This is a genomic window from Bradyrhizobium acaciae, from assembly GCF_020889785.1.
In the GTDB taxonomy this organism is placed as follows: Bacteria; Pseudomonadota; Alphaproteobacteria; order Rhizobiales; family Xanthobacteraceae; genus Bradyrhizobium; species Bradyrhizobium acaciae.
This window is the reverse complement of record NZ_JACMYK010000067.1, coordinates 24765-38821: the sequence shown is the minus strand read 5'-3', so window position 1 is coordinate 38821 and position 14057 is coordinate 24765. Positions and strand designations below refer to the sequence as shown.

Annotated in this window: 15 protein-coding genes; 12 read left to right on the top strand and 3 right to left on the bottom strand. The window is 62.7% G+C overall.

The features are described 5' to 3' along the window. From H8A92_RS23605 to H8A92_RS23595, 3 genes are all read left to right on the top strand, one after another. Positions 1-369, top strand: a 369-nt coding sequence (locus tag H8A92_RS23605) for a hypothetical protein (RefSeq protein WP_229197987.1), incomplete at its 5' end; no start/stop codon positions are given. Beyond that, on the top strand, positions 336-569 hold the full coding sequence (locus tag H8A92_RS23600; protein ID WP_229197986.1) for a hypothetical protein: 234 nt from the start codon (positions 336-338) through the stop codon (positions 567-569). The genes H8A92_RS23605 and H8A92_RS23600, both read left to right, overlap by 34 nt. Before the next feature lie 159 nt (positions 570-728). Further along, a complete protein-coding gene (locus tag H8A92_RS23595) occupies positions 729-1055 on the top strand; it encodes a hypothetical protein (protein ID WP_229197985.1) in 327 nt (108 codons plus the stop codon). Between the two features lie 82 nt (positions 1056-1137). Here the strand turns inward: H8A92_RS23595 and cax are convergent, their stop codons facing one another. Further along, on the bottom strand, positions 1138-2241 hold the full coding sequence (cax, locus tag H8A92_RS23590) for a calcium/proton exchanger (protein WP_229197984.1): 1104 nt from the start codon (positions 2239-2241) through the stop codon (positions 1138-1140). 317 nt (positions 2242-2558) lie between these two features. Between cax and H8A92_RS23585 the strand changes: the two genes are divergently transcribed. From H8A92_RS23585 to H8A92_RS23560, 6 genes are all read left to right on the top strand, one after another. Next, positions 2559-2975, top strand: coding sequence for a Spy/CpxP family protein refolding chaperone (locus H8A92_RS23585; protein WP_229197983.1), 417 nt, complete (start codon positions 2559-2561; stop codon positions 2973-2975). Between the two features lie 184 nt (positions 2976-3159). Then, the gene (locus H8A92_RS23580) at positions 3160-3420 is read left to right on the top strand and encodes a hypothetical protein (protein WP_229197982.1); all 261 of its coding nucleotides are present in this window, start codon (positions 3160-3162) and stop codon (positions 3418-3420) included. A gap of 221 nt (positions 3421-3641) precedes the next feature. Next, positions 3642-4595, top strand: a complete 954-nt coding sequence (locus tag H8A92_RS23575; RefSeq protein WP_229197981.1) for a metallophosphoesterase family protein — start codon at positions 3642-3644, stop codon at positions 4593-4595. Between the two features lie 25 nt (positions 4596-4620). Next, entirely contained in the window at positions 4621-4944 is a 324-nt protein-coding gene (locus tag H8A92_RS23570; protein ID WP_229197980.1) for a cupredoxin domain-containing protein, read from the top strand. A 94-nt stretch (positions 4945-5038) separates the two neighbouring features. Continuing rightward, positions 5039-5596, top strand: a complete 558-nt coding sequence (locus tag H8A92_RS23565; RefSeq protein ID WP_229197979.1) for a sigma-70 family RNA polymerase sigma factor — start codon at positions 5039-5041, stop codon at positions 5594-5596. Continuing rightward, the gene (locus H8A92_RS23560) at positions 5593-6357 is read left to right on the top strand and encodes an anti-sigma factor family protein (RefSeq protein ID WP_229197978.1); all 765 of its coding nucleotides are present in this window, start codon (positions 5593-5595) and stop codon (positions 6355-6357) included. Before H8A92_RS23565 ends, H8A92_RS23560 begins: the two co-directional genes overlap by 4 nt. Positions 6358-6595: 238 nt before the next feature. Here the strand turns inward: H8A92_RS23560 and hpnO are convergent, their stop codons facing one another. Next, positions 6596-7987, bottom strand: a complete 1392-nt coding sequence (hpnO, locus tag H8A92_RS23555) for an aminobacteriohopanetriol synthase HpnO (protein ID WP_229197977.1) — start codon at positions 7985-7987, stop codon at positions 6596-6598. Between the two features lie 102 nt (positions 7988-8089). Here hpnO and H8A92_RS23550 point away from each other — a divergent pair, with 102 nt between their 5' ends. Next, complete coding sequence (locus H8A92_RS23550; RefSeq protein WP_229197976.1) at positions 8090-8752, top strand: DUF2147 domain-containing protein; 663 nt, start codon at positions 8090-8092, stop codon at positions 8750-8752. Positions 8753-8835: 83 nt separating this feature from the next. Here the strand turns inward: H8A92_RS23550 and hpnN are convergent, their stop codons facing one another. Then, complete coding sequence (hpnN, locus tag H8A92_RS23545) at positions 8836-11451, bottom strand: hopanoid transporter HpnN (RefSeq protein ID WP_229197975.1); 2616 nt, start codon at positions 11449-11451, stop codon at positions 8836-8838. A gap of 454 nt (positions 11452-11905) precedes the next feature. Here hpnN and ispH point away from each other — a divergent pair, with 454 nt between their 5' ends. Then, positions 11906-12832, top strand: a complete 927-nt coding sequence (gene ispH / locus H8A92_RS23540; RefSeq protein WP_229197974.1) for a 4-hydroxy-3-methylbut-2-enyl diphosphate reductase — start codon at positions 11906-11908, stop codon at positions 12830-12832. A gap of 46 nt (positions 12833-12878) precedes the next feature. Continuing rightward, on the top strand, positions 12879-14039 hold the full coding sequence (gene hpnH, locus H8A92_RS23535) for an adenosyl-hopene transferase HpnH (protein ID WP_163162616.1): 1161 nt from the start codon (positions 12879-12881) through the stop codon (positions 14037-14039). Positions 14040-14057 lie beyond the last annotated feature (18 nt).

The following is a 14057-nucleotide window of genomic DNA, read 5'->3' as shown; positions in this document are numbered from 1 at the left end:
CGATTGCAGGCCGTCCAGGCTATCCCGGTCGACCGGTTGCAGGTCGTCCTGGCCGACCAGTCGCAGGCTATCCCGGTTATGGTGGAGGCTACTATCGACCTGGCTGGGGTTATGGTGCTGCAGCAGCCGGCGCTGCGGCTGCGGCCGGCGCGTATTACGGCAGCTATGGCTACTACGGGAACCAGAACTGCTACTACAATGAATACAATCAAATGGTTTGCCCGCAGTATTGATGGCAGTTCGATTGAGCTGCGATCGGTTGCTCGTTCGTCGCGCGGCAAGGTCGCGAGAGCTGTGGTGACCTCCTCCGTTTGCGTATCAAGGGAGATGAACCGATGGAGTACAGCGCATTCAGCGATGCGAGCCTGAAGATGATGCACGAGGCGGTTCGCGGCGCGCTCCAGGCCGACGATGAATTTGAGGGTCGCGGAGACGCGCCGGTGTTTCGGGTGCGGACGACAGCCGAATGGAAGCGTCACGCCGGCAATCTCGAGGACGAGATGTTGAGGCGAGGACTTCAGGTCGACGTCATCGACTGGACGAGCAGGCAGGGAGAGTATGCGCTTTGAAGTCGTCGCATGCGCAGCGGTGACGCGGGCTCCGTATAGCGCAAATGTCCTCGCCCTTCCCCGCCTGACGCATCTGAAAGGCTTGATCCAGATCAACGGCTTCCCGAGCTCATGGTTTTCAAACCAGGCTGGGTAGGACCGCAGGATTGGAGGAGACCCATGAAGGCGAAACCAGGGACATCCGCGTTGACTGCGACCATCATCGCGTGTGCCACGTTACTCTCCGTCGGTCGATCGGAACAGGGCGGCGTCTTGATTTCCGTCGAGAGCGCGCAAGCGCGGGTCGGCCGCCCCTTGACTCCCGTGAGTGTCGCGGGCGTTGCCCGCCGCCAGACACGCAGAGCCGTGTACGGCACCGCTGCCGTAGGAGCCGCGGCTGCCGGCGCCTATGGCTATTATCACTATCCTTCCAACGGTCAGGGCTTCGTCTGTCAGCCGGGCACGTATTTTCGTGGCGAGGACGGCCGACAGCACCTCTGCCAGTAAGCCAATGCCAAGGGGGCAAGACGATAACGTCTTGCTCCCCATTGCCCGAGAGGCATGCGCGACCAGGCAGGCGCGTTGCTGGTCAGACCGGACCGTGCGATCCCGGCGGCACCATATACAGCGTCATGGCGAAAATCGCATAGATGAACACCAGCAAGGCGCCGATGAACCATGCCGACCTTCCGCTGTTGGTGACGAAGCAGGACGTCACGGAGGCGATCATGACCATCGTCACGGCCCCCGGCCAGAACTGCAAGTCCATTGGCTTCGGACCGATGACGTAGCTGAGCAGAACCAGTGCCGGCGCGACAAATAAGGCGATCTGCGACGCGCTTCCGAGCGCGATGCTGACGCTCATGTCCAACCGGTTCTTGCGCGCCGCGGAGAACGCGACCGCCATTTCCGCCGCAGCGCCGACCAGTGCGACGATGATGAAGCCGACGAAGGCCGAGCTCAATCCCAGCGTCTCTCCCGCCTTCTGCACCGAACTCACGAATATCTCGCTTACCAGCGCAACCAGCACCGTAACCACGAGAAGCGTGCTTACGGCCAGTCCGATCGGCCAACCGGCACCGCCTGTCTCGCCATGGTCCCCGCTTTCGAACAACTCCTTGTGTGTCTTGAGCGAGAACAGCAAGCCTAGTCCATAAGCACATATCAGCAGCACCGCGAGGCCGGTACTGAGCGTCTGCGCCATGACCTGGCCCCGCGCCGGATCGAGGTCGGCAACGGCTGCGGGTGCAAGCAGCGCAATCGTCGCCATCAGCAGCAGCGCGGCGTACATCCTTCCGCCGGCTCTATTGTACTCCTGAACGTGATGGCGGAGGCCGCCGAGCAGGAATGATGCGCCGAGCATGAAAAGTGAGTTGGTGACGATGGCACCGGCGATCGATGCCTTGACGAGCATGTATTCTCCGGCATGAAGCGCGGCGATCGCGATGATGAGTTCCGTCAGATTTCCCAGGGTTGCGTTGAGCAAGCCTCCGATCGCATCGCCGGTTTTCTCGGCGACGCTCTCCGTTGCGTGGCTGAGAAGGGCAGCCAGCGGTACGATGCTCAGGACGGCGAGGACAAACAGTGCTGTGTGGGCGGTTGGGGCCACATGTTCGAGCACCAGCACAATCGGCACGAAAACGAGCATCCAGAGTAATGGATTGTGACGAATTTCCTTGAGCAAGAGTTGCATGGGACCGCCCGGTTGAAGGAAGCCTGACGGCAATCTCTGAACCCCATGGGCCGCTCGAGCTTGATCTAGCTCAACCCGGCGGCACCAAGGTCCCGCGGCATTTTGCGAACGGTCAGGAGCGCATTCCTATCTCCGGCTCGCTGCCCTTTGACCTAGATCAACCGGCAACGGATGCAGCTGTGTCTTCTTCTCGGGACGTCCACGAAGTGTAATTCAGGGAGCTCGCAATGACGAGGAACGCAGCCGCCGCAGCGATTGCACTTTTGATGACAACCTCGTCTCTTGCCTTTGGAGCAGAGACATCCCCGACTGTCGGCGTGGCGGCACCCAGTGCCGCCGACCTGAAGAGCCTGACCGACATGCGCGTCGGCATCGTCAAAGCCGCCTTGCAACTCACCCCCGATCAGGAGAAGTACTGGCCGGCCATCGAGGATGCGATCCGCACCAGAGCGAAGAACCGGCAGGCCCGGTTGGAGCGGATTGCCGAATTGCACGAGAACAGCGCGATGGACGGAATGCATGAGGGCAATCCGGTCGAATTCATGCAGCGCAGGGCGGACCGACTCATTCAGCGCGGGACCGACCTCAAGAAGCTCGCAGATGCCTGGGATCCGCTCTACAAGACGTTGAGCGATGACCAGAAGCGAAGGATGGCCTTCGTATCGTTTGCCGTCATGCGCAGCGTGCGCAATGCGATCGAGCAGCGCGGTGGTCCGGAAGACGAGGACGAATAGGGATGGACCGTGATGTCTTCACATGGGCGCAGTGGACTCTCCACAGGCGGAGGGCCCCGTGCCGGTTTGCCCACGGATGATCAAACGCTTGACGAATGCGAGCGCCATCACGCTCCGCCAGCCAAAAGAAAAACGCCGTCCCGTTGCGAGGACGGCGTAAGCCACTCACGCAGTACTGGAGCTCTTGTTAGTGGTTGCCGTGGTGCTCGGCGTGGTGCCGGCTCGCCTCGGTGTGGTGATGCTGGGCATGGCTGGCGTGACCATGGGCGCTATGGGCGTGATGCGCCGCCTTGTGGTGATCACCGGCCTCGTGGTGCTTGGCGGCTTCGCGGTGATGACGAGCCGCGTGCTCGTGGTGCTCAGCTGCCTTGTGATGATGCTCAACGCCTGCGTGGTCGCTCATAGGGCTCTCCCGGTCTGGATGAAGTCCATCATTCTTACGTAGCAGCGCTGACATTATGCTGACGGCTGCAAGACAGCTGTGTTGCGGCCATTCACCTATCTTGCGGAACGTTGCCATGTTGCGACGCAATACATCCGGGCTTTCGGGCCTCACAAAATCGTCATCCAAGCCCTCACCCCCCCTCCAAAACCCCGGGAATAAAGCCCCGGCCCCGCCGATCAACTCCCCGGAAACCCAATCCCTGGGCCCACGGGAGACTTGCCATGAGCGGACACGATCACGACCACCACGACGAGGAAAAAGGCGTCAGCCGACGCAAGGTGCTGGAATGCATGACCTGGGCCGGCACCGGCGTACTGTGGACCGTTACCGGCGGCATACCGCACTCGCTCGGCATCGTCGGCTCGGCCGCGGCGGCGGAAGCGGCGCCCGGCATGACCTTCATGCAGATCAGCGACAGCCATGTCGGCTTCGACAAGCCGGCCAACCCGAATGCCATCGGCACGCTGGAGGAGGCCATCAACAAGGTGCGGGCGATGCAGGTCAAGCCGTCCTTCATGATCCATACCGGCGACATCACGCATCTGTCGAAGGCGTCCGAATTCGACGACGCCGATCGCATCATCTCGCAGGCCAAGCTCGACATGCACTACGTGCCGGGCGAGCACGACTTCATCGACGAGGAGGTCAAGCTCTACAAGGAGCGTTACGGCAAGGGCACCAAGGGTCCGGGCTACTATTCCTTCGACGCCGGCGGCGTGCACTTCGTCGGTCTCGTCAACGTCGTCGACCTCAAGGGCGGCGGCCTCGGCAATCTCGGCAACGAGCAGCTCGAATGGCTGGAGAACGACCTCAAGGGCCGCTCCAAGTCGACGCCGATCGTGCTGTTCGCCCACATCCCGCTGTGGACGGTCTATCCGCAATGGGGCTGGGGCACCGAGGACGGCGCCCGCGCGCTGGAATACGTCAAGGGCTTCGGCTCGGTCACCGTGCTCAACGGCCACATCCACCAGGTGATGCAGAAGGTCGAGGGCAACGTCACCTTCCACACCGCGCGTTCGACTGCGTTCCCGCAGCCGGCGCCGGGTGCCGCCCCCTCACCCGGCCCGATGAAGGTCGAGGATGCCAAGCTGCGCAGCATGCTCGGCGTCGCCAGCATCAACTTCAAGCAGAACAGCCAGCCGCTGGCCATCATCGACACGCCGCTGCAAGGCTAACGGACAGGGCTGAGGAAGAGAACCGATGAGTACGATCAATCGACGCGACTTCGGTATTGCCGTGGTCGCGACCATGTTGCTGCCGGTCACGGCGGCCCGCGCCGAAGATACCGCGATCCATATCGACAACTTTTCGTTCGCGCCGAACCCGCTCGACGTGAAGGTGGGCACCACCGTGACCTGGACCAACCGCGACGACATCCCGCACACCGTGGTGTGCGCGGGCAAGTTCCGCTCCAAGACCATGGATACCGACGGCACCTTCTCGTTCACGTTCACGGAGCCCGGTGAGTACAAGTATTTCTGCTCGCTGCATCCGCACATGACAGGCAGTATCAAGGTTGGGTAACGTGACCACCCATACGATCACAGCCATGCCCGGCCGGTGGCCCTCAGCCCCCGGCCGGACACAAGCCGTCTCTCGACATGCCGGGCAGGACACGATGGTTGTCAAAGCGTCGCAAGACGATCCTGAGAAGACGCGGCGCTTCCGCGAGGCCGCGCTGCCGTACCTCGACGACGCCTATACGCTGGCCCGCTATTTGCTGCGCGATGCCGCCGACGCCGAGGATGCGGTGCAGGAATGCTATCTGCGCGCCTACAAGCATTTCGACAGCTACCGCGGACCTGCCATGAAGCCGTGGCTGTTTGCGATCCTGCGCAATGTCTGCCGCGCCGAATACGCCCGGCGCAAGACCGCCCCCACCGCGGTCGAGGAGCTGCCCGAAGGCGGCGAGCAGACCCCGCTGTGGAATGAAGCTCCGGAGACACCCGAAAAGCAGCTGCTGCGCCGTTTCGACGGCGACACCGTACGCAAGCTGGTCGCGGCGCTCGCCGAGCCGTTCCGCGAGACCTTCGTGCTCAGGGAAATCCAGAATCTGTCATACCGCGAGATCGCCGATGTCGCAGCCGTGCCGGTCGGCACCGTGATGTCGCGTCTCGCGCGCGCCCGCGCCATGCTGCGATCAGCCTGGCTTGCGGAACAGGAGCAAGTGAAATGACCTGCGAGGAAGCCAAAGTGCTGATCCACGCGCTGATCGACGGCGAACTCGATGCCGGCCATGCGCGCGAAGTGGAAGCCCATGTCGAGGGGTGCGCGCATTGTGCCGCTCTCATGAAGGAGTATCAGGAGATCCGCCAGGCGATCGCCGAGAGCGACGTGCGCTACAAGGCGCCGCTCGAGCTGCGCCGCAAGATCGAGAAGGCGCTGCCGCAGCCCCAAGCTGCGCCAACCAGGCGCTCGGTGCTGCGCGGCTTTGCGATGGGCTCGGCGGTGTCGGCGATAGCTGCGACGGGGCTGGTCGCGATCGTGCTGCGCAACGATGACGAGCAGCGCATCGAAAACGAGGTGGTGTCGGCGCATCTGCGCTCGCTGCAGGCCGGCCACCTGATCGACGTGGTCTCGACCGATCAGCATACGGTCAAGCCGTGGTTCAACGGCAAGCTCGACGTCTCGCCGCCGGTGATCGACCTCACCGCGCAGGGCTTTACCCTGATCGGCGGCCGGCTCGACTACGTCAACGCCCGCGAGATCGGCGCCGTGGTCTACAAGCGGCGTCAGCACGTGATCAATCTGTTCGTGGCGCAGACCGCGAGCACTGAACGGAAGACGGCGCAGACCTCGACCTTGCAGGGCTTCAACATCCGCCGCTGGAGCGACCGCGGCCTGAACTACTGGGCGGTCAGCGATCTCGGCGCCGACGAGCTCTCCGAGTTCGGCGACAAGTTCGAGAGCGCGATGCGCGCGAACAAGGAGGGGTGAGCAGCGAAAACTCTGCTCATCATCGTCATCGCGAGGAGCTCGCGACAAAGTTGCAAAGCAATTTTGCGCTGAAGCGACGAAGCAATCCATATCTCCGCTTGCCGCGCGATGGATTGCTTCGCTTCGCTCGCAATGACAGATAAGGCTGCTTCGTAATCCGGGAGTGCCGTCGCAAGGATCAAGAACCCCGGATTTCGCTTCGCTCCATCCGGGCTACCTCAGCTACGGTTCTTCGAGCTTACGCCGACTTGCGCACTGCGTTGTCGACCAGCGTCTTGCCGAGCGACCAGATTGCGCCGGGCACCTTGTGGCTGCCGGCGATCACGTCGTCGAACGACTTCTCGATCCAGCTGCAGTCCTCTTCGGTGATCGTGAGCGGCGGCAGCAGCTTGATGGTGTGGAGGCCGTGGCCGGCGACCTGGGTCAGGATCTTGTGATCCTTGAACAGCGGCACCGTGATGAGCTGGCAGAACAGGCCCTTGTTGGCGGTCTCCAGCAGATTCCACGAGGCCTTCAGCCGCAGCGATTTCGGCGGTCCGAACTCGACACCGATCATCAGGCCCTTGCCGCGGACTTCCTTCATCAGCTCGTAGCCGGGCACCATGCGGGTCAGCGCAAGGCGGAGCTCGGCGCCGCGCTTGGCCGCGTTCTCGACCAGCTTCTCGTGCTTGATGACATCGAGCGTGGCGATGCCGGCGGCCATCGCCAGATCGTTCTTGGCGAAGGTCGAGCCGTGCACGACCGCGCGGTCCATCTGGTTGAAGATCTTGTCGAAGATGTGCTTGCGCGTCAGCAACGCGCCGATCGGCACGTGACCGCCGGAGAGCGCCTTTGCGAGCAGCACCATGTCGGGCTCGATGCCCCAGTGCTCGATCGCGAGGAACTTGCCGGTGCGGCCGATCCCGGTCTGGATCTCGTCGGCGATGAACAGCGTGCCGTATTTGCGGCACAGCGCCAGCGCGCCGGGCAGGAACTCGTCGGTGGGCATGTTGACGCCCTTGCCCTGGATCGGCTCGACGATGAAGGCGCCGACCTGGCGCGACGACAGCGCCTTCTCCAGCGCCTCGAGATCGTTGTAGGGTATCGGGGTGCAGCCCGGCAGCAGCGGCTCGAAGCCGCCGCGGAAATTCGAATCATCGGTCAGCGAGAGCGCGCCGTAGGACAGGCCGTGGAACGAATGCCCGCAATAGACGATGCCCGGCCGGCCGGTGGCGCCGCGCGCGAACTTGATCGCAGCCTCGACGGTTTCGGCGCCGGAATTGGCAAAAAACACCTTGTCCAGATATGGAACATGGTCCAGAAGCCGTTCCGCGAGCACGCCGGCGAGCGTCGAGACATCGAGCTGCACCAGATTGGGCAGATCGGCGTCGAGCACGCTCTTCAGCGCGGTGCGCAGGGCCGGATGATTGCGGCCAATCGCAAAAACGCCAAATCCGCTCAATAGATCGAGGTATCGAGCCCCCTGACGATCGAAGAGGTATTGGCCTTGCCCCTTTTGGAAGCCGACGTCGTAGCCGATGGTTTTGAGAACGCGAACGAGCTGCTCGTTGAGGTGACGCGTGTGCATGGCACCGCGCTGCCCCTCGCGCTCCACAAAAATCTCGGAAACGTCTAAATTGGAACTTACCATTCGTTACATACGTCGGTTGATGGCCATCTCGTCAACTTAAAACGCTCACTAGCGGCGTTTTGACCCCCGCTCGGATCGTCTAGTCAAGCACAGGTTTGGACCATGTTGCACTGCCCAAGAACTTTCGCGCGTACAATAGGCTTTTCAGGTTTATTTTTGGCCACCGTGTTATCACCGGCCCTTGCAGCGGACCCGACCGGTGACTGGAAGGTGGCAGACGGTGTCGCCATCATCCGCGTCGCCCAGTGTAATGGCAACATGTGGGGTGCGGTGTCCTGGGAAAAAACCCCCGGCGGCAGGGATAAGAACAATCCTGATCCTGCGAAGCAGAGCAGGCCTACGCTCGGCATGCCGATCCTGATCGACATGAAGAAGAAGGCCGGCGCCGACGCGTGGGAAGGCCAAGTCTACAACGCGAAGGACGGCCAGCTCTACAGCTCGACCATCAAGCCGGTCGGCACCGACCAGCTCGAGATCCAGGGCTGCGTGCTTGGTTTCCTGTGCGGCGGCGAGACCTGGACCCGTGTCGGTCCGCCGATCCCGGTGAGTGCCGCCGGCAATCCGGCTGCAGCGGGCAGCGCGGCAGCGAAGGGCGCCCTGCCCAAATCAGCATCGCCGCAGAACCAGAAGACCACCGGCGCCGTGGCCCCTGCCACCAAGCCCGGTCAAAAGCAGGCGGCAAATCCACCAGGCAACGCCAATGCGTCGGCCGACACCGTGGGCGATATCTGCCTGCTCCCGGACATCGCGCGACCGACGCATTAAAGCGCGGGCCGGCGGGGCAACACCGCAATCGCGGCTCGGCGGCACCTGCCGCCAAGCCGGATCGGAATCGGATCGCCGACGCTTCAGGTGACGTCGTTGGCGATATCCTCCTCCTTGAGGGCCTCGCGCGGCTTGCCCATCAGCGCCGGCTGGAACAGCAACACCGCCGCAAGCGTGGTGACCAGCGACAGCGCGAGCAGCTTGCCCATGCTCGCGGTGCCGGGATGGCTGGATAGCCACAGGCTGCCGAACGCGGTCGCCGTGGTCAGCGCGCTGAAAAAGATCGCCCGCGTCAGGCTTGATTGCAGCAGGTTCGTCCTGCCCTGCCGCCATGCCGTGACATAGTAGATCTTGAACGCCACGCCGACGCCGAGCAGCAGCGGCAGCGCGACGATGTTGGCGAAGTTGAGCGGCAGCCCGATCAGCACGCAGATCTCCAGCGTGACGATTCCGGCAACCAGCAGCGGCACCAGCGTCATCAGCACGTCGACGACACGGCGCAGCGTCAGCCACAGCAGCAGGCCGATCGTCACCAGCGCCAGGATGCCGGCGTGGATGAATGCATTCACGATGACATCGCCCGACTTCAGGATCGAGACCGGTCCGCCGATCGCGGTCGGCTCGGCCGCAAGCACGGCGTCGGCAAAGTGGCGCAGATTGTCGTTGTCGTTGGGATCGCCCTTCGGCTCGACCTCGACACGCATCAGGCCGTCCTTGGTCTTCCAGCTCGCGATCAGTTCGGGCGGCAGGTTCTGCAGCGTGACGGTCTGGGCCTGCAACGTATTGCGGAGCTGATCGAACACGATCTTCATCGGCGCGACGAAGACGTCCTGCGCCTTGTCACGCATGGCCTGGTTCGAATCGGCAAGCTTCTGCAGGGCGTCGGCGAGCCGGCGCGCGGCAACCGCACCCGGCCCCTTGCTGTCGCCTGCGGTCTTGCGCAGGCTGTCGACCGAGCTCTTCAGCGACTCGACATTCTCCTGATCCGACGGAGCCGGATCGACCGAGTCAGGATTGAGTGCGGGGCCGAGCGTCTTGGCGGCCTGCGCGATCAGCTTGAGCTTGGCCGGCTGGTCGTCCGGCACGAAGCTGTCGAGCGACATCACCCGCGACACTTCCGGCAGCTTCTCGAGCTTGGCCTCGATCTTCTTGGCGTCGGCCTCCGAGCGCGTCATCACATTGATGGCGTTGGCACCGGTGTTCGGATCCTTCCGCAGGTCGAGGAAGGTCGCGATCGATTCCGCCTGCTTGTTGCGCAGATTGATCGGGTTGAAGTCGAACTTCATCCAGTGCAGCAGCGGCAGGCCCGCGACCGTGATCAGCAGCGTGCCGACGATGATCGGAACGCGATGCTTCTCGAGGAAGTGGTCGAGCGGCGCCAGGAAGGCGTAGCCGACCGGCTCCTTCTCGCCGGGCGGATTGAGCAGGTCGAGCAGCGCCGGCAGCACCGTGATGCTGGTGGTGAAGGCCACCAGCATGCCGGCGCCGGCGATCTTGCCGAGCTCGGAGATACCCTTGTAGTCGGTCGGCAGGAAGCACAGGAAGCCGGCGGCGGTCGCCATCGCCGCGAGCGACAGCGGCACCGCCGAGCGGCGCGCTGCGTTTTCCAGCGCCAGCGTCAGATTGTCGTTCTTGTAGCGCTCGGAGCGGTAGCGCACGCTGAACTGGATGCCGAAGTCGACGCCGAGTCCAACGAACAGCACGGCGAAGGCGATCGAAAGCAGGTTCAGCGAACCGACCATCATCAGGCCGACCGCTGTGGTGAGCGCAAGGCCGATGAACAGGTTGACGAACACGGCGAAGATGATCTTGCCGGAATGCAGCGCCAGCCAGAGGATGATCAGCACGATCACCACCGTGCCGATGCCGTTGGTGATCGCGCCATCCTGCACGGTGGCGTATTCCTCGTTGGCGATCGGCACCGGTCCGGTCAGGCGAACGCGCGCGTGATATTCGGTCGGGAATTTCAGATCGGCGGCCGCCTGCCGGATCGCGTCGGTCGCGGCCTTACCCGGCTCCAGCGCCGAATAGTCGATGATCGGCTTGATCTCGATGAAGGCGCGCCTGTCCGAATCGGTCAGCGGCTTGTCGCTGGTGAGCTCGCGCCAGGAGAAGGTCGCGTTGCCCTTGGCGAGGATGGTCTCGACGGTCCCGGAGATCAGGTTGAAGGGCGGCACGGCATTGTCGAGCTTGACCTGCCCGCGCTTGACGCCGGCAAGGCCGGTCTCGAGCGCACCGGTCAGTCCGCGAATCGAGGGATCGCCGGCCATGATCTCGATCAGCGGCGCGGCCGATTCGAGCTGGCCGGTGACCTTGCCGACCTCTTCGGTCGGCAGGAACAAGAGGCCGTTCTTCTCGAAGAATTCGCCTGACCCGAGCGCGGTGATCGCCTCGAAGTTCTTCTTGTCGGCTTGCAACTTCGCGGTGAGCGCCTTCGCGGCCGAGCTGGTCAGCTCGGGCGTCGCTCCCTCGACGACGGCCAGGATCAGCCGCTCGCGGTCAAAGGCTTCCTCGAACTGGTTGTCGCGCTTGCGCCAATCCAGATCCGGCGAGATCAGCTTGTTGATGTCGGTGTTGATCGAAAAATTGCGGGCCGTGTAGAAGCCGGCGCCGATCGACAGCAGCACAGAGATAATGACAACCGGAAGGGCAAAGCGCGTACAGGTCCTAACAACGGAGACGACAATATTTGTCAGCACTTCGTTTCTTTCTAATCTCGGGGAAGCATGGCCGAAAACGCCCGCTCTGTAGCGGAGTTCCCGGGACCGATCTAATGTTGTTTTGGTTATCTTCCTCGACGGGATGGCGAGGAGGTTCCAAACGACAGGAAACGGCCACGAGTGGCCGGTATAAACCGCAGGAGTGGGCGATAAAGTGACGAACAAGTGAGGGGACCGAGGGTCGCAGGGACCCTAATCCCACACTATATTACCTCACACGTCCCTACCCCACCTGCCCCGCAATCTTTCGAAATGCTACCTTTTTGCCACAAAAGCCTGTATTTCCATGCCCTTGAGGGCGCGGATCACGTGCAGGACCTGAGATGGCGCGGACATTGCAACTGAGGTTGCAGCGTCCGACCTCGCGGAGTGCGTTGCCGAAAAGGCCGCAGGCATGGAATGAGATTGGTGCAATTTGCGTAACGGACGTCCGATGGAAGTGTTTCTTGCCCAGCCGCGCGGCTTTTGCGCGGGCGTTGTGCGCGCGATTGAGATCGTCGAACGCGCGCTCGCGAAGTATGGCCCGCCGGTCTATGTGCGCCATGAGATCGTGCACAACAAATACGTGGTCGAAAGCCTGAAGAAGAAGGGCGCGATCTTCGTCGAGGACCTGTCGGAAGTGCCGGCCAGGGCCGTGACCGTGTTCAGTGCCCATGGCGTGGCCAGGAGCGTCGAGGAGGAGGCGGAAGCGCGCGACCTGCCCGTGCTCAACGCCACCTGCCCACTCGTCACCAAGGTCCACAACCAGGGCAAGCGCTATATCTCGAAAGGCCGCGCCCTGATCCTGATCGGGCATGCCGGCCACCCCGAGGTCGAGGGAACCATGGGTCAGGTTCCGGGGCCGGTTTTCCTGGTCCAGAGCGTCCAGGATGTGGCGGAACTGAGGCTGCCGACCAACACGCCGGTCGCCTATATCACCCAGACCACCCTGTCGGTGGACGACACCAGGGACATTATCGCGTCCCTTCAGGCAAAATTTACAGATATTCAAGGCCCGGACATCAGGGATATCTGCTATGCGACACAGAACCGCCAATCTGCGGTAAGGGACCTAAGTAAGCTGGTGGACGTCATTTTGGTGGTGGGGGCCGCCAACAGTTCCAACTCGAACAGGCTTCGTGAGATCGGCACCGAGGTCGGCGTCGCGAGTTATCTCATTGCCGATGGGAGCGAGCTCAACCCGGATTGGCTGAAGGATGCGAAGGCCGTCGGCATCACCGCGGGTGCATCGGCACCTGAAGTTCTGGTCGACGATGTCATCGAGGCTCTGCGGCGGATCGGACCGGTATCGGTCTCGGTCGTTCCGGGCCGAGAAGAGAATATCGAATTCCGGCTGCCGGCCGAACTGACTACGGGCTGATCTGAACCCACTTCCCTTTGAATAAGTGCAGAAAGAAAATCCTCTAATGGCAATACCGTTCTTCAAGGAAATGCGTATCGGCGGTTATCTGATCAAGCAGAAGCTGCTTGGCCGCAAACGCTATCCGCTCGTGCTGATGCTCGAACCCCTGTTCCGTTGCAACCTCGCCTGCGTCGGCTGCGGCAAGATCGACTATCCCGATGCGATCCTCAATCGCCGCATGACTGCGCAGGAATGCTGGGACGCTGCCGATGAGTGCGGCGCGCCGATGGTGGCGATCCCCGGCGGCGAGCCGCTGATCCACAAGGAGATCGGCGAGATCGTGCGGGGCCTCGTGGCGCGCAAGAAGTTCGTCTCGCTGTGCACCAACGCGCTGCTGCTCGAAAAGAAGCTCGATCTGTTCGAGCCGTCGCCCTATCTGTTCTTCTCGGTGCATCTCGACGGCCTGAAGGATCATCACGACAAGGCGGTGTCGCAGAAGGGCGTGTTCGATCGCGCCGTCTCCGCGATCAAGGCGGCCAAGGCGCGCGGCTTCACGGTCAACGTCAACGCTACGATTTTCGACGGCCATCCGGCCGAGGAGATCGCAAAATTCCTCGACTTCACCACCGAGCTCGGCGTCGGCGTCTCGATGTCGCCGGGTTACGCCTATGAGCGTGCGCCGGACCAGGAGCACTTCCTCAACCGCACCAAGACCAAGAAGCTGTTCCGCGACGTCTTCGCGCTCGGCAAGGGCAAGAAGTGGAATTTCATGCACTCCGGCCTGTTCCTCGACTTCCTCGCCGGCAACCAGGAATACGAGTGCACGCCCTGGGGCATGCCGGCGCGCAACATCTTCGGCTGGCAGAAGCCCTGTTATCTGCTCGGTGAAGGCTACGCCAAGACCTTCAAGGAGCTGATGGACACCACCGATTGGGACACCTACGGCACCGGCAAGTACGAGAAGTGCGCCGACTGTATGGCCCATTGCGGCTACGAGCCGACCGCGGCCACCGCTGCGATCAACAACCCGCTGAAGGCGATGTGGGTCGCGCTGCGCGGCATCAAGACCACAGGTCCGATGGCGCCGGAGATCGACATGTCCAAGCAGCGTCCGGCTCAGTACATCTTCGCCGAGCAGGTCGAGAAGAAGCTCTCGGACATCCGCCGCGACGAAGCTGCGGCCGCCGCTGCCAAGCTGCAGCAGAAGGCTTCCACGGCTGCCTGAAGCTCGAGTGAGCCAATG

Excerpts from the sequence above, each read along its gene's own strand:
- H8A92_RS23550 (WP_229197976.1), top strand. The coding sequence starts at position 8,090 with ATGTTGCACTGCCCAAGAACTTTCGCGCGTACAATAGGCTTTTCAGGT.
- ispH (WP_229197974.1), top strand. The coding sequence starts at position 11,906 with ATGGAAGTGTTTCTTGCCCAGCCGCGCGGCTTTTGCGCGGGCGTTGTG.
- hpnO (WP_229197977.1), bottom strand. The coding sequence starts at position 7,987 with ATGGTAAGTTCCAATTTAGACGTTTCCGAGATTTTTGTGGAGCGCGAG.
- H8A92_RS23570 (WP_229197980.1), top strand. The coding sequence starts at position 4,621 with ATGAGTACGATCAATCGACGCGACTTCGGTATTGCCGTGGTCGCGACC.
- H8A92_RS23575 (WP_229197981.1), top strand. The coding sequence starts at position 3,642 with ATGAGCGGACACGATCACGACCACCACGACGAGGAAAAAGGCGTCAGC.
- H8A92_RS23560 (WP_229197978.1), top strand. The coding sequence starts at position 5,593 with ATGACCTGCGAGGAAGCCAAAGTGCTGATCCACGCGCTGATCGACGGC.
- H8A92_RS23595 (WP_229197985.1), top strand. The coding sequence starts at position 729 with ATGAAGGCGAAACCAGGGACATCCGCGTTGACTGCGACCATCATCGCG.
- cax (WP_229197984.1), bottom strand. The coding sequence starts at position 2,241 with ATGCAACTCTTGCTCAAGGAAATTCGTCACAATCCATTACTCTGGATG.
- H8A92_RS23600 (WP_229197986.1), top strand. The coding sequence starts at position 336 with ATGGAGTACAGCGCATTCAGCGATGCGAGCCTGAAGATGATGCACGAG.
- hpnH (WP_163162616.1), top strand. The coding sequence starts at position 12,879 with ATGGCAATACCGTTCTTCAAGGAAATGCGTATCGGCGGTTATCTGATC.
- H8A92_RS23565 (WP_229197979.1), top strand. The coding sequence starts at position 5,039 with ATGGTTGTCAAAGCGTCGCAAGACGATCCTGAGAAGACGCGGCGCTTC.